Below are 23146 nucleotides of genomic sequence, written 5' to 3'. Positions count from 1 at the left end.
GTGTACGAATGACCGACTCAGACAACGGCCTGTGGGTCCGCCGGTTCCACCCGGCGCCGGCCGGAGCCCCGCGGCTGGTGTGCCTGCCGCACGCCGGCGGGTCCGCGAGTTTCTACTTCCCGGTGTCGCGGGCGCTGTCGCCGGCCGTGGAGGTTCTCGCCATCCAGTACCCGGGGCGGCAGGACCGCCGCCACGAGCCGTGCGTCGGCACGATCCCGGAACTGGCCCGGCAGGTGTTCGGGGTGCTGAAGCCGTGGCTGGACCAGCCGCTGGCGATCTTCGGGCACAGCATGGGCGCGACGCTGGGCTTCGAGGTGGCGCGGCTGATGGAGGCGGAGACGGGGCGGCCGGCGGCGCACCTGTTCCCGTCCGGGCGGCGGGCGCCGTCATGCCACCGGCACGAGACGGTGCACCTGCTCGACGACGAGGGCCTGCTCGCCGACATGAAGAAGCTGAGCGGCACGAACGCCGCCGTGCTGGGTGACCCGGAGCTGCTGCGGGCGGCGCTGCCGGCGATCCGCAACGACTACCGGGCGGCGGAGACGTACGAGTACGCGCCGGGGCCGGCGCTGAGCTGCCCGGTGACGGTGTTCACCGGCGACGACGACCCGAAGGCCACGGTCGACGAGGCGAAGGCGTGGGAGCAGCACACCACGGGCGCGTTCGACCTGCACGTCTTCCCGGGCGGGCACTTCTTCCTGGCCCAGCACCAGGCGGCGATCCTGCGTACCATCTCGGCGGCCCTGGCCCGGACGGCGGTCGGCTGACCGCGCGGACGCGCACGCGGAGACGGCGCGGCCCCCGCCGCCCGGGACGACCCGGGGCGGCGGGGGCCGCGGCGTGTCACGACTTGTGGCCGACGGCGATGACGTAGTCCAGCAGCGCCAGCTCCTTCTTGATCAGCTTCTCGTCGCGCCAGTGGTTGGCCATGCCCTTGACCGCGCTGCGCTCGACCTCGGCCTGGAAGGCCGGGTCGCTGGGCCGGCTGGCCTGGAACTGCCGCCAGCCCTCCCAGGTGCGGTCCTGGATGGACTGCACGTCGGCGTTGGCGAAGCCGGCGGCGGTCAGCTGCTCGGCGTAGCCGGCCCGGTCGTGCCAGTTCTCGTCGGGGATGCTGAACTTGACGAAGCTGAGCGGGCCGGCGCTGATCGACATCCGGGGGGTGCCGTTGCTCAGCGGGATGATGTCGGCGGTGGCGAGGGTGCCGCCCGGCTTCAGCACCCGGAACGCCTCGGCGAAGAAGGCGCTGCGCGGGTAGAAGTGGAACGCCGACTCCAGGGCCACCACCCGGTCGAACGTGTTGTCCTCGAACGGCAGCGCGGTGGCGGTGCCGAGCTGGAACTGGGCCTGCTCGGCGAGGCCCTCCTCGCGGGCGCGGGCCTGGGCGTGCTCGACGTGCCGGGGGGTGACGTTGATGCCGTGCACCTTGGCCACCCGGCGGTCCCGCAGCCAGGCGAAGTCCTGGTCGCCGTAACCGAACCCGACGTCGAGGACGGTGTCGTCGGGCTTGAAGCCGGCGGCGTCGGCGAGCTTCATGGCCAGCGCCTCGCCGGCCACGTCGAGGCTGGTGACGCCCTCCTCCCAGTACCCGACGTTCATGTAGCGGGTGGTGCGGGCGGCGAACTCCACGCCCGGGGACTGGATCTCGTAGAAGCGGCGGACGCGGGTGACCGGATCCTTGGTGGTCAGGGTCCGGATGAGCCGGCCGAGGGTGCGCATGTTCTCCAGCAAGTGGGGCTCCTTCTCCAGTGGTGGTCAGGGTTGCAGAGCCCGGGCGGACACCTGCTGGCGCAGGTCGTCCACCAGGGCGGCCAGGCCGTCCGGGCCCGCCGCCACGCCGAAGACGTAGAAGTCGGGCCGGATCAGCACGGCATCGGCGGCCGCGCCGTCCAGGTACGTCAGGAGGACGCCGTCGAGGTCGACGACGTCTCCGTCGGCGGCGGGGGCGGCGTCGCCGGGGCGGACGGTGACCCGGCGGGCGTCGAGGACGTCGAGGAACGCCGCCCGGTCCACGTCGAGGTCGGGGGCCGGGTCGTCGCGGGTGAGGAGCACGAAGCCGGTGCCGACGACCTCGTCGAAGCGTCCGGTGCGTCCGCCGGCGGTCACCCGGCCCTGGGGCGCGGGGTCCCCGGCGTGCGGGGCGGGCGCGCCGTCGGCGGCCCGGTGCAGCACGCCGTCGACGACGGCCTCGCGCAGCGACCGGGCGTGCCGCTGCTGGGTACGCCGGCGCAGCGCGGCGAGCATCACCGCGTCGCGGCCGGCGGCCTGCTTCGGATCGGTCTCGCAGATCACCTTGCCGGAGTCGATGGACATCCGGATGGCGTGCTGCACGTGCGCCCGCCGCTCCACCTCGTACGTGTCGAGCAGCGCCGGGTCGGCGAGGCCCCGGTGGACGAGGTCCAGCTTCCACGCCAGGTTGACCGCGTCGCGGAAGCCGGAGCTCATGCCCTGGCCGAGGAACGGGGGCATGACGTGGGCGGCGTCCCCGGCGAGGAACACCCGGCCGGAGCGCCACCGGTCGGCGTAGCAGGCCTGGGTGGTGTAGACGCCGTACCGGTCGAGGCGGGCGGTGTCGGGGGTGATGTCGAACAGGCCGAGCAGCCGCCACACGCTGTCGAGGCTCTGGAACTCCTCCAGGGTCTCCCCCGGCACCCGCATGAACTCCCAGCGGCGGTGGCCGGGTCCGGCGGAGACGGCGGTGCGGGGGCGGGCCGGGTCGCAGATCTGCAGGTTGTTGGGCTTGAACTGGACCGGCTCGTTGAGCACGACGTCGCAGACCAGCCAGTCGTGGGTGAAGCCGAGGTCGGTGACGCCCGCGTCGAGCCATCGGCGGACGAAGCTGTTCGCCCCGTCGCAGCCGAGCACCCAGCCGGCGGTGAAGGCGTGCTCGGCGCCGGCCGCGTCGACGGCGGTGACGTCCACCCGGTCGCCGTGGTCGGCCAGCGCTGTCACCTCCAGCCCGCGCAGCACCTCGACGCCGGGCAGGGCGGCGCCCCGCTCGGCGAGGCGGTCCTCCAGTCCGGGCTGGTAGAAGGAGATCGAGTCGGGCCAGCCGGCGGGGCCGTCCTCGGCGACCTTGACGTGAAGCAGGGTCCGGCCGAAGCCGTTCTTCCAGGTGTACTCGCCGGACAGCTCGGTGACCGGGTCGTCGGCGGCCGGCGCGAGCACGTCGGCCAGGCCGCAGGCGGCGAGGATGCGGCTGGCCTCGCCGTCGTACGACACGGCCCGGGGCATGCTGTACGGGGTGGTGTGCTTCTCCACCACCCGTACGCTGAGGCCGCGCTGGGCGAGCAGGATCGCCGCCACCTGCCCGACCGGGCCGTAGCCCACGATCAGTACGTCGGTCATCGTCGTCCCTCGTGTAGTCCGCGTCGGGCCCGCGTCAGAGCCCGAGTTCCTGGTCGATCAGGCTGAAGATCTCGTCGTCGCTGGCGTCGTCGAGGTCGAGGTCGTCGTCGGTGGCGGACGCGCCGCGCATCGTGCGCCACTTGGCGACCAGCACCTCCAGCCGGGCGGCGACCTGGGTGTGCAGCTCCGGCTCGACCACCGTCTCGGTCAGCGCCCGTTCCAGGCTCTCCAGCTCGGTGAGGATCGCCGGGACCGCCTCGCCGCCGTCCGGGACGAGCTGGGCGCGCAGGTGGCCGGCCAGCGCGGTCGGGTCCGGGTAGTCGAAGATCACCGTCGCGGGCAGCCGGTGGCCGGTGGCCTCGGCGAGCCGGTTGCGCAGCTCGACGGCGGTCAGCGAGTCGAAGCCGATCTCGTTGAACGCCTGGCCGGGCCGGATGGCGTCCGGGCTGGCGTGGCCGAGCACGGTGGCCGCCTCGGCGCGTACCAGGTCGAGCAGCAGGGCCGACTGCTCGGCGGCGGTGAGCGCCCGGAGCCGGCCGGCGAGGTCCGGGCCGCCGCCGGCCGCCGCCGACCGGGCGCGGGGGCGTTCGCGCCGCACCAGGCCGCGCATGAGCGCGGGTACGGCGGCCCGGTCGGCGAGGGCGGCCACGTCGACCCGGGTGGGCACCAGGTGCTCCTCGGGCGCGGCCAGCCCGGCGTCGAACAGGGCCATCCCGAGGTCGGAGGGGATGGCGAGCTGGCCGTCGCGGGCGGTGATCCGGGGGTCGGTGCGGTCCAGCTTGGCGGTCATCGCGCTGGCTTGCTCCCAGAGGCCCCACGCGTACGACTGGGCGGGCAGGCCGGCGCCGCGCCGGGCGTGGGCGAGCGCGTCGAGGTACGCGTTGGCGGCGGCGTAGTTGCCCTGCCCGGGTACGCCGAACACGCCGGCGCCGGAGGAGAACAGCACGAACGCGGCCAGGTCGAGGTGGCGGGTCGCCTCGTCGAGGTGCCGGGCGGCGTCCACCTTGGGCCGGAACACGGTGTCGATCCGCTCGGGGGTGAGCGCGGTGACCACGCCGTCGTCGAGGACGCCGGCGAGGTGGACCACGGCGGTGAGCGGGTGCTCGGCCGGCACGGCGGCGACCAGCCGGGCCACGGCGTCGCGGTCGGCGACGTCGGCGGCGGCCACGGTGACGGTGGCGCCGAGCGCGGTCAGCTCCCCGGTCAGCTCGGCCGCGCCGGGGGCGTCCGGGCCGCCGCGGCTGGCGAGCAGGAGGTGGCGCACCCCGTGCCGGGTGACCAGGCGGCGGGCGACGAGCCCGCCGAGCAGGCCGGTGCCGCCGGTGACGAGGACGGTGCCGTCGGGTTGCCAGCGGGCCGGCATGGTGAGCACGACCTTGCCGACGTGCCGGGCCTGGCTGACGTACCGGAAGGCGTCGGGCGCCTGGCGGACGTCCCAGGCGCGTACCGGCAGCGGGGTCAGCGTCCCGGCCGCGAACAGGCCCATCAGCTCGACGAGCATCCGCTGGATCTCGTCGGGGTCGACGGTGGTCAGGTCGTACGCCTGGTAGGCGACGCCGGGATGGTCGGCGGCGACCTGGTCGGGGTCGCGCAGGTCGGTCTTGCCCATCTCGACGAACCGGCCGCCGCGGGGCAGCAGTCGCAGCGACGCGTCGACGAACTCCCGGGCGAGGGAGTCGAGCACGACGTCGACGCCGCGTCCGTCGGTGGCGGCGAGGAACGCCGCCTCGAAGTCGAGGGTGCGGGACGAGGCGAGGTGGTCGTCGGGTACGCCCATGGCCCGCAGGGCGGGCCACTTGCCGGGGCTGGCGGTGGCGTACACGGCGGCGCCGAGGTGGCGGGCGAGCTGGACGGCGGCCATGCCGACGCCGCCGGCGGCGGCGTGCACCAGCACGGACTCGCCGGCCCGCAGCCGGGCCAGGTTGACCAGCCCGTGGTACGCGGTGAGGAACACCACCGGCACCGAGGCGGCCTGCGCGAACGTCCAGCCGGCGGGCACCGGCACGAGCAGCCGGCGGTCGGTGACCGCGACCGGGCCGAAGCAGCCGACGAAGACGCCGAGCACCGGGTCGCCGGGGCGCAGGTCGGTGACGGCCGCGCCGACCTCGGTGACCACGCCGGCGGCCTCGCCGCCGGGCGGGCCGGGGTCGCCCGGGTAGAGGCCGAGCGCGTTGAGCACGTCGCGGAAGTTGAGGCCGGCGGCGCGTACCCGGACCCGCACCTCCAGCGGGCCGAGCGGCGCGTCGGCGGCGTCGGTGGCGACGAAGGCGAGGTTCTCCAGGCTGCCGCGCGTCGGGACGTCCAGCCGCCAGGCGTCCGCGCCGGCCGGCGGGGTGAGCGTCGGCGCGTCGGCGCGGCGGGCCAGCCGGGGGGCGTGCGGGGCGCCGCCGCGCAGCGCCACCTGGGGCTCCCCGGCGGCGACGACGGCGGCGAGGTCGGCGGCGGTGGGCTCGGCGTCGGCGTCGAGCAGGACGAACCGGTCGGGATGCTCGGACTGCGCGGAGCGCACCAGACCCCAGGCGGTCGCCGCGTCCGGGTCGGTCACCTCGGCGGGGCTGTGCACGCCGACCGCGCCCCGGGTGAGCAGGACCAGCGGGGTCTCCGCCCAGCGGGGGTCGGCGAGCCAGCCCTGGACGAGGGCGAGCGCCTCGGCGGCGACGCCGCGGGCCCGGTCGGTGCCGGCCGCAGTTCCGGCGCCGCCCGTGTCCGGCCCGTTCGGCGCGGGGTGGGCACCGCCGAGCGGGGCGAGGACGGCGTCGGGCGGGGGCGCGCCGTCGTCGACCGCGCGGGCCAGGGCGGTCAGGTCGGGGTGGTGCGGGAGCCCCGCGACGACCGGGCCGAGCGCCACGACCCGGGCCGGTCCGGCCGGCTCCGGGGCGGCCAGCGGCTGCCAGCCGAGGCGGAACAGGGCGTCGCGGACGCTCGCGTCCTCGGCGCCGAGCTCGGCGCGGGAGATGGGACGCATGGCCAGGGACGCCACCTCGGCGACCGGCTCGCCGGCCGCGTCGGCGACGGTCAGGGCGATGGCGTGCGGCGCGACCTGGGTGACGCGGACGCGCAGCGCGGTGGCGCCGGCGGCGTGCAGGGTGACGCCGTTCCAGGCGAACGGCAGCAGCAGCCGTCCCGCCCCGGCCTTGGCGAGGCCGCCGAAGTGCGCGGCGTGCAGTGCGGCGTCGAGCAGGGCCGGGTGCAGCCCGTAGCGGGCGGCGTCGGCCCGCTCGGCCGGGGGCAGCTCCACCTCGGCGTACACCTCATCGCCGCTGGTCCACACGGCGCGCAGCCCCTGGAACGCGGGCCCGTACGCGTACCCGTCGGCGGCGAGCCCGGCGTAGAAGCCGGCCAGGTCGACGGCGCGGGCGTGCGGCGGCGGCCAGACGGCGAGGTCCGCGGGCGGGGTCGGCGAGTCGGCGGTGGACAGGGTGGCGGTGGCGTGCCGGGTCCACGGGGCGTCGGCCGGGTCGTCGGCGGGCCGGGAGTGCAGGGTCACCGGGCGGCGGCCGTCGTCGCCGGCCGGGCCCACGGCCACCTGCACCTGGGTCGCCCCGTCGGCGGGCAGGGCGAGCGGCGCCTCGATGACCAGCTCGTCGAGGCCGGGACAGCCGACCTCGTCGCCGGCGCGCAGGCACAGCTCGACCAGGCCGGTGCCGGGCACGAGCACGGTCTCCATGACCCGGTGGTCGGCCAGCCACGGCTGGGCGGCGGTGGAGAGCCGGCCGGTGAGCAGGTGGCCCTTCGCCTCGGCGAGGGCCACGGACGCGCCGAGCAGCGGGTGCCCGGCGGCGTCGAGGCCGGCGGCGCCCACGTCGCCGGGGCCGCTGACGGGGCGGGGCCAGTAGCGGCGGTGGGCGAACGCGTACGTGGGCAGGTCGACGTGGCGCCCGCCGGCCAGGGCCGGCCGCCAGTCCACCGGCACCCCGGCCACGTGCAGCTGGGCCAGGGAGAGCAGGAACCGGGCCCGGTCGCCCTGGTCGCGCTGCACCGAGCCGACCACGACGGTGTCGTGGTCGGCGAGGGTCTCCTCGATGCCGACGGTGAGCACCGGGTGGGGGCTGCACTCGACGTACGTGTCGTGGCCCTCGGCGGCCAGCGCCCGGACGGCCCGTTCCAGCTCGACGGGCTGGCGCAGGTTGCGGTACCAGTAGTCGGGGCCCAGCTCGGTGCCGTCGACCCAGCGCAGGTCGGTGGTGGAGAACATCGGCACGGCGGCCGGGCCGGGCGTGATGCCGGCGAGGGCGTCGGCCAGCTCGTCGCGGATACGTTCGACGTGCGCGGAGTGGGAGGCGTAGTCGACGGCGATGCGGCGTACCCGGGCGTTCTCGGCGGCCAGGCTCGCGAGCAGTTCCTCGACGGCGGCCTCCTCGCCGGAGACCACCACGGCGGCGGGGCCGTTGACGGCGGCCACGGCGATCCGGTCCCCGTACGGGGCGACCCGCTCGCGGACCACGTCGGCGGGCAGCGCGACCGAGGCCATCGCCCCGTGCCCGGCGAGGGCCCGAATGGCGCGGCTGCGCAGCGCCACGACGCGGGCGGCGTCGGGCAGGGAGAGGATCCCGGCGACGCAGGCGGCGGCGATCTCGCCCTGCGAGTGGCCGACCACGGCAGCCGGCTGCACACCGTACGAGCGCCACAGCTCGGCCAGCGACACCATCATGGCGAACAGGGCGGGCTGCACCACGTCGACCTGGTCGAGGCTCGGCGCGCCGGGGGCCTGGCGCAGCACGTCCAGCAGCGACCAGTTCAGGTGCGGCCGCAGCGCGGCGTCGCAGGCGGCCATCCGCTCGGCGAACACGGGGGCCTGGTCGAGCAGGTCCAGCCCCATGCCGAGCCACTGGGAGCCCTGGCCGGGGAAGACGAACACGCACCGGCCGGCCGGGCCCGCGTCGCCGCGTACCAGCTCGGGGGCCGGCCGGCCCTCGGCGAGCGCGTCGAGGGCGGCGGCGATCCGCTCGGGATCGGCGCCGACGAGCACGGCCCGGGCGTCGAACGCGGCCCGGGTGGTGGCCAGTGACCAGGTCACGTCGACGGGGCGCTGGTCGGGGTGCGCGGCGAGGTGGGCGCGCAGCCGCCGGGCCTGCCCGGCCAGCGCCTCGGGGGTACGCGCCGACAGCAGCCACGGCAGCGCGGCGGGTTCGGTTGGCTCGGCGGGCGGCTCGTCGACCGGGGTGGGCTCGTCGACCGGGGCGGCCTCGACGATGACGTGGGCGTTGGTGCCGCTGATGCCGAACGACGACACGCCGGCCCGCGCCGGCCGGTCCTCGTGGGGCCACGGGCGGGCCTCGGTGAGCAGTTCGACCGACCCGGCGGCCCAGTCCACGCGGGAGGTGCGCCGCTCGGCGTGCAGGGTGCGGGGCAGGACGCCGTGCCGCATGGCGAGCACCATCTTGATCACCCCGGCGACGCCGGCCGCGGCCTGCGTGTGCCCGAGGTTGGACTTGACGGAACCGAGCAGCACGGGCGGGGCGTCGGCGGGGCGCTGGCCGTACGTGGCGAGGATCGCGTCGGCCTCGATCGGGTCGCCGAGCGGGGTGCCGGTGCCGTGCGCCTCGACCACGTCCACGTCGGCGGGGGTGAGCCGGGCGGCGCCGAGCGCGGCGCGGATCACCCGCTCCTGGGAGGGGCCGTTCGGGGCGGTGAGCCCGTTGGACGCGCCGTCCTGGTTCACGGCGGTGCCGCGCACCACGGCGAGGACGGGGTGGCCGCGACGGCGGGCGTCGGAGAGCCGTTCCACGACGAGCATGCCGACGCCCTCGGACATGCCGAACCCGTCGGCCTCCTCCGCGAACGCCTTGCACCGGCCGTCGGCGGCGAGGCCGCGCTGGCGGCTGAACCCGGTCAGCCCGGCGGGGCTGGACAGCACGGACACGCCGCCGGCCAGGGCCAGGTCGCAGTCGCCCTGGCGCAGCGCCTGGACGGCCAGGTGCAGCGCGACGAGGGACGCCGAGCAGGCGGTGTCCACGGTGACGGCGGGCCCTTCCAGCCCGAGGGCGTACGCGACGCGGCCGGACAGGACGCTGCCGGCCGTGCCGGTGAGCAGGTGCCCCTCGTCGGCGGTGACCTCCCCGTCGTCGGAGGGGACGCCGGGGGCGATCTGGTCGGCGTAGTCCTGGCCGTGGGTGCCGGCGAAGACACCGGTGCGGCTGCCGCGCAGCGCGCCCGGGTCGATGCCGGCCCGCTCCAGGGCCTCCCAGGAGGTCTCCAACAGCAGCCGGTGCTGCGGGTCCATGGCGAGGGCCTCGCGGGGGCTGATGCCGAAGAACTCGGCGTCGAAGTCGGCGATCCCGGTGAGGAACCCGCCCGAGCGCACGTACGTCTTCCCGGGCGTGCCGGGCACGGGGTCGTACAGGTCGGCGAGGGGCCAGCCCCGGTCGGTGGGCAGGTCGCCGACGACGTCGCCGCCGGCGTCGAGCAGCCGCCACAGCTCCTCTGGGGAGCCGATGCCGCCGGGGAACCGGCAGGCCATGGCAACGACGGCGACCGGCTCGTCCAGGGCGACGGTGGTCGCGTCGGCGACCTCCGTGGCGGCGGTGCCGAGCAGCCGGGCGTGCAGGTGGGCGGCCAGCGCCTCCGGGGTGGGGTGGTTGAACACGGCGTGCGGCGCGAGCCGGACGCCGGTGGCGGCGGAGAGCCGGTTGCTCAGCTCGACCGCCATGAGGGAGTCGAAGCCGAGTTCCTTGAACGGGCGGCGGGGTTCGACCTGCTCGGGTCCGGTGTGCCCGACGACGGTGGCGCACCGGGTGCGGACCAGGTCCAGCAGCAGGGCGGCACGCTCGGGCTCGGCCAGCCCGGCCAGCCGGTCGGCGAACCCGGACCCGGACGCGGCGGTCTCGGCGTGGTTGACGGCCCGGCGCGGCGGCGGGGGCAGCAGCGCCCGCAGCAGGGCGGGCGCCTCCCCGGTGGCCCGGACGGCGGCCAGGTCCAGCCCGATCGGCACGAGGGCGGGCCGGTCGGCGTGCAGCGCCGCGTCGAACAGGGCCAGGCCGGCGGCGGTGTCGAGGGGGCGGGTGCCGCCCCGGGCGAGGCGGGCCAGGTCGGCCGGGCCGAGCCGGCCGGCCATGCCGTCCTCCTCCGCCCACAGGCCCCACGCGAGGGCGGTGGCCGGCAGGCCGGCGGCGCGGCGGTGAGCGGCGAGCCCGTCGAGGAAGGCGTTGCCGGCCGCGTAGTTGCCCTGGCCGGGGCTGCCGAAGACGGCGGCGGCCGAGGAGAACAGCACGAACGCGGCGAGGTCGAGGCCGACGGTCAGCTCGTGCAGGTGCCACGCGCCGTGCACCTTGGCCCGCAGGGTCCGTTCCCAGCGGGCCGCGTCCAGGCCGGTGAGCAGCGCGTCGTCGGTGGCCCCGGCGGCGTGCACGATGGCGACCAGCCGGTCGGCCAGCGGGGCGACGACCGCTTCGAGGGCGGCCCGGTCGGCGACGTCGGCGGCGACCAGCCGGACGGTGACCCCGGCGTCGGTCAGCTCGGTCATCCAGGCGGCGGGCCGCGCGGTGCGGCTGAGCAGCACCAGCTCGGCGACGCCGTGCGCGCGGGCGAGGTGGGTGGCGACGTGCCGGCCGACGCCGCCGGTGCCGCCGGTGACCAGCACGGTGCCGCCCGCGAGGGCCGGGTGCGGCGCGCCGGGGGCGGTGCCGGCCTCGGCGCGCGGCACCGCCGAGCCGGGAGGCGCGGCGGGGTGGTCGACCGGGCGGAGCCGGGGCAGCAGTGCGCGGCCGTCGCGGACGGCCACCTCCGGCTCGTCGGGGCCGGCGGCCAGGGCCGCGCGGACGGCCGCGTCGTCGCCTGCGTCGAGGGCGAGCAGGAGGAACCGGTCGGGATGCTCGGCCTGGGCGACCCGGACCAGCCCGGCGACCGGGGCGTGCACTAGGTCGCCGTCGCGCACGGCGAGGGCGAGCCGGGTGGTCTCCGCGCGGGGGTCGTCGAGCCAGCGCTGGAGCACGCCGAGGACGTCGAGCCCGACGGCGTGCGCGCGTTCGGGCACGGAATGCGCGGGGTCGCCGTCGCCGACCCGCAGCACCAGCAGCGGCGGCAGCGGCCCGGCCGGGGGCGTGCCGTCGGCGAGGGTCCAGGCGGGCACCGACGCGGGCGGGGTGGCCGGCGGCAGCCAGTCGACGGCGTACAGGCCGGCGGGTGCCGGGGCGGCGGCCGGGGCCTCGGCAGGTGGCAGGTCGACCTCCCGCAGCACCACCCGGTCCGCGTCCAGCACGGGCGCGCCGGCGTCGTCGACGGCGCTGAGCGTGACCGCGTCCGCCCCGGCGGGGGCGAGGCACACCCGCAGGGCGTGCGCGCCGACGGCGTGGGCCCGGACGCCCGCCCAGTCGGTGGGCGCGACGGTCGCGCCGGCCACGGCGGCGGTCGGGAAGTCGGCGAGCGGCAGCAGGCGCAGGGCCGCGTCCAGCACCAGCGGGTGTACGCCGTACCGCTCGGCGTCGGCGTCGCGGGCGTCCTCCGGCAGGCGTACGTCCACGTACAGCCGGTCCCCGGCGACCCATGCGGCCCGGGCCAGCTCGCCGGCCAGCGCCCGGCGCTGTGGCGTGCCGAGGTCCACGGGGCGCGCCCCGGCGGGCGGCCAGGGGGCGCCGGCCGGTCCTGCCGGTGCGACGGCGGGCGAGAGGGCCGGCCCGGCGTGCGAGAGCGCCGGAGCGGCCTGCGGGTCGGCCGGGGCGAGCACCGCCTCGGCCACCTCCCGCCAGGGCTGGTCGTCGCCGGCCCGGACGTGGCAGCGGGCCAGCCGGCGCAGGTGCTCGTCCGGCCCGTCGACGGTGACCTGCACGTCCACGGCCAGCCCGGCCGGCAGCGGCACCGGCGCGGGGACGGTCAGCCGCTCCACGGTCGGGGCGTCGAGGAACCCGCCGAGGTGGGTGAGCACGTCGAGCAGGGCGGTGGCGGGCAGCAGCGGCGACGCGCCGCCGGCCGGCGGGGCCAGCCACGGGTGGGTGGCCGCGGCGACCCGGCCGGTGCAGACGACCTGCCCGGTGCCGGCGACCGGCAGCACCGCGCCGAGCAGCGGGTGCCCGGCGTCAGCCAGCCCGACGTCGGCCGGCCCGCCGGCCACCGCCGAGTACGGCAGCCAGTAGTGCCGGCGCTGGAACGCGTACGTGGGCAGGTCGACGCGGCGGTGCGGGCCGGGGCCGGCCGGGGCGGCCAGGTCCACGGCGACGCCCCGCGTGTGCAGCCGCGCCACGGCGGCGAGCAGCGCGTCGGGTTCGCCGTCGACGCCGCGCACGGCGGGCACGAACGCCAGGTCGTCGGCCTCGGCGGCCAGGCAGTCCTGGGCCATCGCGGTGAGCACGCCGGCCGGGCCGACCTCCAGGAACGTGGTGACGCCCTGGCGGCGCAGGGCGCGTACCCCGTCGAGGAAGCGGACGGTGCCCCGGACGTGCGCCACCCAGTACTCGGGCGAGCAGAGCCGGGCCGGGTCGACCGGCTCGCCGGTCAGGTTGGACACGATCGGCAGGTGCGGGGTGCGGTAGGTGAGGCCGGCGGCGACGGCGCGGAACGCCTCGAGCATCGGCTCCATGCGCGGCGAGTGGAACGCGTGCGACACCCGTAGCCGGCTGGTCCGCCGGCCGGCGGCGCGCAGGGTGGCCGCGACGGCCAGCACGGCGTCCGTGTCGCCGGAGAGGACCACGCTGGTCGGGCCGTTGACGGCGGCGAGACCCACCCGGTCGGTCAGGTGGCCGGTCACCTCCGCCTCGTCGGCCTCGACGGCGACCATCGCGCCCCCGTCCGGGAGCTGCTGCATGAGCCGGGCCCGGGCGGCGACCAGGGCCGCCGCGTCGGCGAGGGAGAACACCCCGGCGACGTGCGCGGCGACCAGCTCGCCGACGGAGTGCCCGCCCACGGCGTCGGGGCGTACGCCCCAGGACTCCAGCAGCCGGTACAGCGCCACCTCGAACGCGAACAGGCCCGGCTGGGTGTACAGGGTCCGGTCGAGCAGGCCTGCCGGCTCGCTCCCCTCGGGCGCGAACACCACGTCCGCGATCCGGTGCGGGGCGTGGCCGGCGAGGCAGCGGTCGAGTTCGGCGCAGGCGGCGTCGAAGGCGTCGGCGAAGACGGGGTACGCGGCGTGCAGCGCGCGGCCCATGCCGGGCCGCTGGCCGCCCTGCCCGCCGAACAGCAAACCGAGCTGCCCGTCGACGACCCGGCCGGTCAGCAGGGCGCCGGTGTCGGGGTCCTGCTCGCCCCGGGTGAGGGCGGTCAGGCCGGCCCGGGCGGCGGCCGGGTCGCCGGCCAGCACCACGGCCCGGTGCTCCAGGGCGGCGCGGGTGGTGGCCAGCGCGTGGCCGACGTCGGCCGGGTCGGCGTCCGCGCCGGGCCCGTCGAGCCAGGCGAGCAGGCGGGCGGCCTGGTCGCGCAGCGCCTCGCCGGTGGCCCCGGAGAGCGGCCACGGCACGGGCGGCCGGGCCACCGGGCCGGCAGCGGGTGCGGCCTGCGGCTCGGCCTCGGCGACGCGGCCGGCCCCGGCGTCGGCCGCGCGGCCCGCCACGGCCTGCGCCTCGGCGGGGGCGGCCTCGACGATGACGTGGGCGTTGGTGCCGCTGATGCCGAACGAGGAGATCCCGGCGCGACGTGCCCGGCCGGTCCGGGGCCACGGCACGGAATCGGTGAGCAGCTCCACGGCGCCCGCCGACCAGTCCACCTCGGACGTCGGGGCGTCCACGTGCAGGGTGCGCGGCAGCGTCCCGTGCCGCATGGCGAGCACCATCTTGATCACCGCGGCGGCCCCGGCGGCGGCCTGGGTGTGGCCGAGGTTGGACTTCAGCGAGCCGAGCCGCAGCGGCTCCGCGTCGCCGCGTCCCGCCCCGTACGTGGCGAGCAGCGCCTGCGCCTCGATCGGGTCGCCGAGCCTCGTGCCGGTGCCGTGCGCCTCGACGGCGTCCACGTCGGCGGCGGTGAGCCCGGCGGCGGCCAGCGCCCGGCGGATGACCCGCTCCTGGGCCGGCCCGTTGGGGGCGGTCAGCCCGTTGGACGCGCCGTCCTGGTTGACGGCGCTGCCGCGCACCACGGCCAGCACGGGGTGCCCGTGGCGGCGGGCGTCGGAGAGGCGTTCCAGCAGCAGCAGGGCGACGCCCTCGGACCAGCCCGTGCCGTCGGCGCCCTCGGCGAACGCCTTGCACCGGCCGTCCGGGGCCAGCCCGCGCTGCCGGCTGAACTCGACGAACGCCTGCGGCGTACCCATGATCGCGACGCCGCCGGCCACGGCGAGGGTGCAGTCCCCGGCGCGCAGGGCCTGGGCGGCCAGGTGCAGCGACACCAGCGACGACGAGCAGGCGGTGTCGACGGTGACCGCGGGCCCCTCCAGGCCGAGCGCGTACGCGACCCGCCCGGAGACGACGCTGCCGGCGGTGCCCACGCCGAGGTAGCCCTCGGTGCCGTGCGGGGCCTGGCGCAGGTTCGCCGCGTAGTCGTGGTGCATGACGCCCGCGAACACGCCGGTGGCGCTGCCGCGCAGCGAGGTCGGGTCGATGCCGGCCCGCTCGAACAGCTCCCAGGACGTCTCCAGCAGCAGTCGCTGCTGCGGGTCCATGGCCAGCGCCTCGCGGGGGCTGATCGCGAACAGGGTGGCGTCGAAGTCCGCCGCGTCGGGCAGGAACCCGCCCACCCGCACGTACGAGGTGCCGGGCTGGTCGGGGTCGTCGGAGAACAGGTGGGCCAGGTCCCAGCCCCGGTCGGTGGGGAACCCGGTCAGCCCCTCCCGCCCGGAGTCGACGAGATCCCACAGCTCCTCGGGCGAGGCGACCCCGCCGGGCAGCCGGCAGGCCATGGCCACGATGACGACCGGGTCGTCGGCGGCGGACCGGGCCGGCCCGTCCGGGGCGGCCACCGGCTCCGGAGCGGCGCCGCGCAGCCGGGCGGCGAGGTGCCGGGCGAGGGCGTCGGGGCTCGGGTGGTCGAACGCGGCCGTCGCGGAGAGCCGTACCCCGGTGGCGCGGGTCAGCCGGTCGCGCAGCGCGACGGCGGCGACGGAGGTGAAGCCGAGTTCCTTGAACGCGCGGCCCGGCCGCACGGCCGCCCGGCCGGGCAGGCCGGCGACCTCGGCGGTGGCGGCGCGAACCAGCTCGAGCAGGAGCCGGTCGCCCTCGGCGGTGGTCAGCGCGGCCAGCCGGCGGCGCAGCTCGGCGTCGTCGCCGTCGTCGACGGGGCCGGTTCCGGCGGGCGCGCGCCAGGCGGGGTGAGCCGGATCTGCCGGGCCGGCGAGCAGGACGAGGTCGTCGCCGTCGTGGGCGGCGTCGAACGCGGCGAGGTCGGCGCGGACGGCGGCGTCGGCCGGGTCCGACCCGGCCGACCCGGATTCAGCGGGCCCGGCCGCCGGGACCGGCCCGCCGGTCGTACCGACCAGCCGGGCGGGCAGGCCCGCCGCGCGGCGGCGGGCGACCAGGGTGTGCAGGGCGCCGACGGCCGCCGCCGCCCGCTCCCGGCCGGCGGCGCCGCGCAGCAGGGCCGCCGGGGCGAGGACGGTGAACGCCGTGGCGGCGGCGTGCCTGGTCCGGGCGTCCAGCGCCTCGGCGAGGGCGAGCAGCCGGGCGACGGCGCCGTCGTCGGCGACATCGTCGTCGGTCGGGCAGAGGAACACCGCGCCGAGCGGCGCGTCGTCTCCGGCGGCCCGCCCGGCGCGTAGCGCGGTGGCCTCGGCGCCGGCCGCGACCAGGTCCGCGATCAGGTCGTCGAGGCCGGCCGTCGGGTCGGTGCGGACCAGTTGCACCTGGCGGGCGCCGTGCGCGCCGACCAGGTGCCGCGCGAGGGCCGCCCCGGTCGCCGTGTCGGCGCCGGTCACCAGGGCGACGCCGGCCGGGTCGACGACCGTCGCCGGCCGCGCGGGCGGGCCGGTGGGGGCCGGTGCGAGGATCGGGTGCCGGGCGGCGCCGGCGCGGAGGGCGACCTGCGTGGCGCCGGCGTCCACGGCGGCCGGCAGCAGGGCCGGGGAGAGCCCGTCGGCGTCGCGGTCGACCAGCACCACCCGATCCGGGTACGCGGCCAGCAGGCAGCGGCCCACCGCCCAGGCCACGACGGCCGGCGGGACGAGGTCGGGGGTGTCGGGGTGGTCCGGGGTGGACGCGTCCACGGCCCCGGTGGTCAGCAGCACCAGCCGGCCGCCGGCGGACCGTTCGTCGTCGAGCCAGCCCCGCGCCGCGTCGGCGAGGCCCGCCGCGTCCCCGGCGGGCCCGACCGCCAGCACGGTCACGTCGGGTCGGTCGGCCTCCGCGGCCAGCTCGGCCAGGTCGGGGTACGTCCGCACCACCGTCCCGGCGGCGCGCAGCGCGGCGGCCGGCTCCTCGCCGCCCGCGCCCACCACCGCCCAGCGCGGGCCCGGGGCTCCGTCAGTGTCGGCCCCGGCCGGCGGCACGGCGGTCAGGTCCAGCGGGCGCCAGGCGATCCGGGTCAGCGCCTCGTGGTGGCTGCCGTTGACGGCGCGCAGCCGGGCGGGCCGCTCCAGCAGCAGCCGCCGGGTCACCTTGCCGGACGCGGTCCGGGGCACCGCCCCGATCTCGTACAGCTCCTCGGGCACCTTGTGGTACGCGAGCCGCTCCCGGCAGGCCGCGTACGCGGCCCGGGGGTCGAAGCCCTCCGGGCCGGGGACGACGAACGCCACCGGCACCTCGCCGAGCACGTCGTGCGGACGGCCGGTCACCGCCACGTCGGCGACGCCGGGCACCGCGCGCAGCGCGTCCTCCACCTCGGACGGGTGGATCTTCTCGCCGCCCCGGATGATCAACTCTCGGTGCCGCCCGGTGACGAACAGGTTGCCGCCGGCGTCGAAGCGGGCCAGGTCGCCGGTGCGGTACCAGCCGTCACGCAGCGCGGCGGCGGTGACCTCCGGCAGCCCGTGGTAGCCGAGCATGACGCTCGGGCCGCGTACCCAGACCTCGCCCTCGTTCCCGGTCGGGACGTCCAGCCCGGTCTCCGGGCTGACCAGCCGCACCTCGACGCCGTCCACCGGCTGCCCGCACGAGCCCTCGACCCGGGGCCGGTCGGGCCGGGTGATGGCGATCGAGCCGCAGGTCTCCGTGCTGCCGTACGCGTCGAGCAACGGCGCGTCGAAGACCTCGTGGAACGCGCGCCGCAGCGCCCCGGTGGTGATCGCCCCGCCGACCAGGCACACCCGCAGGGCCGGGGCCCGGAAGCCGGTTTCCCGGGCGGCGGCCACCAGGTGGTGGTACATCGCGGGCACCCCGGCCAGCACGGTGGCCTCGTCCTCGGCGACGGCGCGCAGCACGTCGTCGGCGGAGAAACCGTCGACGAGCCGGGCGGTGGCGCCCACCACGGTCACGCTGAGCACGCACCCGATGTGGGACAGGCTGTGGAACAACGGCAGCGGCCAGACCACCCGGTCGGCGTCGGTGAGGCCGGGCACCGGCACGTAGCAGGACGCCACCGACCACAGGCAGGTGCGCTGGGTGGAGAGCACGCCCTTCGGCTCGCCGGTGGTGCCGGAGGTGTAGAGCATCCAGGCGACCTCGTCGAGGCCCAGGTCGTCGCGGGCGGCGGCGGCCGGCTCCACGTCGGCCAGGTCGCGGAACGCGGTGACGCCTTCGGGCGCGGGGTCGTCCCCGACGACCCAAACGCGCAGGCCCGGCCGGTCGGCCCGCAGCCGCAGCAGCCGGGCCAGGTGCGCCGGGTCGGTGACGACGAGCACCGCCCCGGAGTCGTCCAGCAGGTGGGCCAACTCCGCGTCGGTGCTGTGCGGGTTCAGCGGTACGCCCACCGCGGCGGCCCGGGTGACGGCGAGCCACGTCTCCACCGTCTCCACGCGGTTGCCGAGGCACATCGCCACCCGTTCGCCCCGCCCGACGCCCGCCGCCGCCAGGTGGCCGGCGAGCCGCCGGGTACGGGCCTCCAGATCGGCGTACCCGACGGCGCGGCGCTCGTCGCGGAAGGCGACCTTGTTCCCGAGCCTCGTGGCGTGGGCCCTGAGCAGATCGGGCAACGGCTGGATCAGGTCGCTCCGAAGCATGTCACCACATCCGTCCGTCGGCGAGACTCCTCATCGCGGCGTAGACCTCGCTCGCCGTACAACGGCACAAGTCTTCCGAGCACCGTGGCGGCGACCTACCCCTGTCACCCCCTAAGTCGTCCCCAGTTCCGACCGGTGACGTGCCGGCGGGACGGGCCACAGGCCGATGATGGGGCCGACCCCCGCAGACCGGCCGTCGCGCCCGCGCTCTGCCCGCCGTCAGTCGAGGTGCCGTCCGTGGAACGCTCCTGGTTGTTCGCCCGCCTCGCCGTACCGGCCGGCCGGTGCCCGGACGCGCGGGTGGCCGAGCTGGTGCCGACCGTGCTGGCCGGGCTGGTCGCCGACGCCCGCCGCGCCGACCCCGGGTCGGACTGGTACTTCGACCGGCTGGACCAGGGCCTGAGCCTCGGCTTCCACGCGCTCCCGCCCGCGCTCGACGCCGTACGGCGGGGACTGCTCGCGCACGACCCGGCCGTGTCCTTCGCCGCCGACCCGTACGCCTTCCGCGACGCCGCCCGGGGCGGGCCGCTCGCGTACGCGGGCAGCGACCTGGCGCTGGCCCTGCTCGGCGGGGACGGCCCCTGGCTGGCCGGCCTCGAACTGCCCCTCGCGGTGGCGCACCTGCGGCACCTGACCGGGCTGATGCCGGAGGCCGACCGGCCGGCCTTCCTCTTCCTGCACTGGCAGGACCGGAGCTGGTCGCTGACCGGGGCGCAGCGCCGGGACCTCGCCACGCAGGCCGACGCCGGGGCGGAGAAGATCGTGCTGACGGCCGGGGACCTGCCGTTCACCGGCGAGGTCGCCGCCGCGTGGCGGCGCTACCTGCACCGGGTGGCCGACGTGGTCGGCCGTCCCGCCGAGGTGCCGCGGGGCTTCCTGCTGGCGCACCACGCCCAGCTCACCCATGACCGGTGGGGCATCGCGCCGGAGGTGGACTCGCTGGCGGCGATGGCGCTGCGGCTGTGGCTGGTCCGCGCCGGCCAGGACGCCCCCGACCCGTCCCCGCCCTTCGTCCTGCACCCTGAGGAGGTGGCAGCCTGATGCACTCGACCCGCACCGGCGACCGTCCCGCCGTGGAGCCGTCCCGGATCGAGGTGGCGCTCGGCGAGCGCGCGTACCCGGTGCTCATCGGTCCCGGCGTGCGCCACCGGCTGCCGGCGGAGGTGACGCGGATCGGCGCGCGCCGGGTCGTCGTGGTCTCCGCCCGCCCGGCCGAGTGGACGCCGGACCCGGGGGTGCCGCACCGGGTGGTGCCGGCCCGCGACGGCGAGCACGACAAGACGTTGTCCACGGTGGAGCAGCTCTGCCGGGTGTTCGCGGACTTCGGGTTGACCCGCTCCGACGCGGTCGTCTCCTGCGGCGGCGGCACCACGACGGATGTCGTCGGGCTGGCCGCCGGCCTCTACCACCGGGGCATCGCGGTGATCCACCTGCCGACGTCGCTGCTCGCGCAGGTCGACGCCAGCGTCGGCGGGAAGACGGCGGTGAACCTGCCGGAGGGCAAGAACCTGGTGGGCGTGTACTGGCAGCCCCGCGCGGTGCTCTGCGACACCGAGCACCTGGGCACGTTGCCGGAGCGGGAGTGGCGCAACGGCTACGGGGAGATCGCCCGGGCGCACTTCATCGGCGCGGGAGACCTGCGCGACCGGCCGGTGGACGAGCAGATCGCCGCGTGCGTGGCGCTCAAGGCGCAGGTGGTGGCCGCCGACGAGCGCGACGCCGGGCTGCGGCACATCCTCAACTACGGGCACACGCTGGGGCACGCGCTGGAGATCGCGACCGACTTCCGGCTCCGGCACGGCGAGGCGGTCGGCATCGGCACGGTGTTCGCGGGACGACTGGCCGGGATCCTGGATCGGATCGACGCGCGCCGGGTGGTCGAGCACCGCGAGGTGGTGGCGCACTACGGCCTCGACACCGCCCTGCCGGCCGGGGTGGACCACGACGAGCTGATCGCGTTGATGCGCCGGGACAAGAAGGCGACGTCGGGGCTGTCCTTCGTGCTGGACGGCCCGACCGGCCCGGACCTGGTCGTCGACGTACCGGAGTCGGCCGTCCGCGCCGCCCTCGCGGGGATGTGAACAGCGCGGCGCGAAGCCGGCTCCCCAGCGGGCGTCCCGGGCCGCGCCGTCGGCGGCGCGGCCCGGGACGCCGGGTCACCTGCCCAGCGCTCGCTGGATCTGCGCGATCAGCACGCCGCAGGCGTACCGGTCCGCACCGCCGACCATGCCGAGGATGGTCGCCTGATACGGGCCGTTGTCCGTCTCCGCCGGGTCGTAGTGCATGAACACGACGAACTGCCCACGGTCGATGAACGGCGCGAGGATCGGCTCGGCGTCCACCCCCGGCGCGAGCGAGAAGAACGTCGTCATGGCGCACGGGTGCTGACCCAGCAGCGAATTGCGGTGCAGCAACGACGAGGTGGCTCCGCTGACCCGGAAGTTCGGGTCGATGACGCGCAGTTCGCCGTCCCGGCCGATGCCGGCGTCGAACGAGCAGTATCCCCGGTACCCGAGAGCGGCCGCCTTCCGAACCCCCTCGGTCAGCGCCTGGACCAGTTCCGCCGGCGGTTGCTCGTCGTCCATCACACAACCGATCCACGTCGAGGTGGGCTGCGGCAGGTGTACGGACGCACCGAAGTACTCCACCGATCCGCCGTCCGTCACGCCGAACTGGAGCCCCCAGACCGTCCGGAAGAGAACCTCCTCCTCGACGATCCACTGATCGCTGACCTGCTCCAGTTGGTTGAACAGTGACCTGTTCAACCGGTCCTGCAGCCGTCTGGTGAAGATCGCGATCCCGCTGTACACCTCGGCGCCGGCCGGTTTGACGACCGCCGGCCGACGGTCCTGCCGCACGATCCGCCGCACCTCGGCGGGGGTGGCGACCTGCCGGCGGGGCAGGTACTCCGGGGCGATCAGCGTTTCCAGGACGGTCTTGTTGTTGAGGCGGGCCAGCAGGTCCGGCGGAACCCGGGCAGGGGCAGTCCGAAGTTGCGGATCGTGCGGCGGGAACTGGAACTCCAGCAACTCGCCGCGTTCGGCGGCCTCCCGGGCGAGCTGCACCGCGTGGTCGCCGGACCGGAACTCGCGCAGGTCGCTGGGCGGCTTGAGGCCACACCGGCTGATCAGACGCAGCGACTTGTCCGCGCTGGCTCCGGTGCTGCAGATGGCTGCCGTCTGGTGCGGCAGCGTGAGGTGGAGGCCGGTGATCATGTCCAGCCCGTTGTGCAGGCCGGCGCCCGCGCCGGCCAGATAACGGCTGCTTGCGGTCGCCACCGGACTGGGTGGTCGGGCCAGGACCACCCCTTCGTGAGCGAACACCTGTACCTGGATGGGCCCATCCATTGGATCTCCTGACATGCCGGCCCGCAAGGGGCCTCGGGGATGGCACGAAGTCCGGGTGCACCACCACCACGAACAGCGGAGGACGTGGGCGGATGCGTGGCGTCCCGGTTCTGATGAGGCCGCTCGACCACGGAAGTCGGGCGTGCCGCGTGCACCGGCCGGAGGGCTCGACGTTTGACCGGCCAGGTAGCGGCTGGCTTGTGGTCAGCGCTGAGTTGGCGCGGTGCACACCAGCAGCCGGTGCGCTTGCCAGTCACCGACTGCGTCGTGAACAGAATTCGCGATACGGAAACCTTAGTCAGCACGCATTGACCGTCGATGGGCCGGTCAGCCGAGTACGGACCGGCCCTTTACGTCACCGACAATGCCAGGTCGGGGGGTCGGGAAAGTGCGGTTCGGGCACCCGAGGAACAGAGCGTGACATTCCCTCGACACTCCACTCTCGTCGCCCCGATCAATGGAAAACGCAGTGTCGACGCCCAATAGGTGAAGCGCCCCGAGCACCGACGAATCAGGCCCGACCAGCACTCTTGGCCATCGCCACCCGGCGCGCTCAGATCCTCGCCGAGCCAGCACTCCGGGTAACCGCGCGGGCGCCTCGGAAGGCGGCAGGAGCGCCGAGCGACACTACGCTCCGTGACACTGCGGCCGTCCACGCCCGGCCGGACCGATCGCGGCAAGGCGCGGACCGACGCCCTGGTCGACCATTCTCTTTCCACCGAAGGATGGTGATCGTTGACGAATGACCCTCTCGATGATCCGTCCGAATGACCCTCCTCCGGCCGGTGAGCCGAGTGGACCCTACGAGGTTCCGGCAGGATTTCCACGGCTGCCTGATCGCGCAGGCGGCCGGCTTGTCCAACCTGACCAGCGAGAATCCGCAACACATGGCCGGAAACCGCTGGTCCTCAGTGGACACGGCACTAGGGGTCGACCGTGTGTCTAGGGGTGTACGCCGCTCCGGCCGGCTCCATAGCGTCTGGCACCACCGGTTCGTCTTTCCCCTCACCGCACCGAATCGGGGACGCATGTGGGTGCGCCGCGCCCTGACGGACAGGAGGTGCCGGTGGCTGGGTCGGACACCCGGTTGCGGCTTCCAGACGGTGACCCCGTCCTGATCGCACCGCCGGTCCCGACGCGTCCCCACCTGTGCCCCACCGCGGCACGCCGCAGGACGCCGTCCACCGCCGTCCGCGCCTCCCACGGACCACCTCCGGCACGACCGGGTCCGCTCCGGAGAGGCGTCGGTCGGCCACCCCCCGTACGCGGCGGCGACGCTCCACGCCGTCCCCCACCACTGCGTCACACCGTGCTGCCCGCAGTGCGGCACATCGGCTGACCGGCCGCTCCGGCCACGCGCCGCCCGGTCACCCCTTTTCGATCGGAGGTTGGTTCGTGTCTGTCGGGTCCGTTGGTGGTCAGGTCCGGGTTGTGGGTGTCGCCGGGGCGGGTGCCGAGTTCGAGGGCCTGGACCTGGTGGGTGACCTGCGGCGGCCGTTGGTGT

General features: G+C 76.5%; 7 protein-coding genes. 3 read left to right on the top strand and 4 right to left on the bottom strand.

Annotation, left to right across the window (positions count from 1 at the left end; translation table 11 throughout):
* Positions 1–8: 8 nt before the first annotated feature.
* Positions 9–767 carry an alpha/beta fold hydrolase gene (locus ACGF5G_RS34495; protein ID WP_350928012.1) on the top strand — a complete coding sequence of 253 codons (759 nt, stop codon included), beginning with the start codon at positions 9–11 and terminating at the stop codon, positions 765–767.
* A gap of 76 nt (positions 768–843) precedes the next feature.
* Here ACGF5G_RS34495 and ACGF5G_RS34490 read toward each other — a convergent pair whose 3' ends face one another.
* Genes ACGF5G_RS34490 through ACGF5G_RS34480 form a run of 3 tightly spaced genes read right to left on the bottom strand, consistent with a single transcriptional unit; the run spans position 844 to position 18295 of the window.
* The gene (locus tag ACGF5G_RS34490) at positions 844–1731 is read right to left on the bottom strand and encodes an SAM-dependent methyltransferase (protein ID WP_393270923.1); all 888 of its coding nucleotides are present in this window, start codon (positions 1729–1731) and stop codon (positions 844–846) included.
* A gap of 24 nt (positions 1732–1755) precedes the next feature.
* Entirely contained in the window at positions 1756–3348 is a 1593-nt protein-coding gene (locus tag ACGF5G_RS34485) for a bifunctional 3-(3-hydroxy-phenyl)propionate/3-hydroxycinnamic acid hydroxylase (RefSeq protein ID WP_393270921.1), read from the bottom strand.
* Between the two features lie 34 nt (positions 3349–3382).
* Positions 3383–18295, bottom strand: a complete 14913-nt coding sequence (locus ACGF5G_RS34480) for an SDR family NAD(P)-dependent oxidoreductase (RefSeq protein WP_393270918.1) — start codon at positions 18293–18295, stop codon at positions 3383–3385.
* A gap of 237 nt (positions 18296–18532) precedes the next feature.
* Between ACGF5G_RS34480 and ACGF5G_RS34475 the strand changes: the two genes are divergently transcribed.
* Together ACGF5G_RS34475 and ACGF5G_RS34470 are read left to right on the top strand one after the other, a co-directional pair.
* Complete coding sequence (locus tag ACGF5G_RS34475; protein ID WP_393270915.1) at positions 18533–19336, top strand: hypothetical protein; 804 nt, start codon at positions 18533–18535, stop codon at positions 19334–19336.
* Positions 19336–20376: a 3-dehydroquinate synthase family protein gene (locus ACGF5G_RS34470; protein ID WP_393270914.1), complete on the top strand. Its 1041-nt coding sequence runs from the start codon at positions 19336–19338 to the stop codon at positions 20374–20376. The genes ACGF5G_RS34475 and ACGF5G_RS34470 overlap by 1 nt, the downstream gene beginning before the upstream one ends.
* A 75-nt stretch (positions 20377–20451) precedes the next feature.
* Here ACGF5G_RS34470 and ACGF5G_RS34465 read toward each other — a convergent pair whose 3' ends face one another.
* On the bottom strand, positions 20452–21642 hold the full coding sequence (locus ACGF5G_RS34465) for an ATP-grasp domain-containing protein (protein WP_393270911.1): 1191 nt from the start codon (positions 21640–21642) through the stop codon (positions 20452–20454).
* Positions 21643–23146 lie beyond the last annotated feature (1504 nt).

The sequence above is a fragment of the Micromonospora sp. NPDC047730 genome (assembly GCF_043204765.1).
In the GTDB taxonomy this organism is placed as follows: domain Bacteria; phylum Actinomycetota; class Actinomycetes; order Mycobacteriales; family Micromonosporaceae; genus Micromonospora.
The sequence above is the reverse complement of the archived record's forward strand: the minus strand, read 5'-3'. Positions and strand labels throughout refer to the sequence as shown.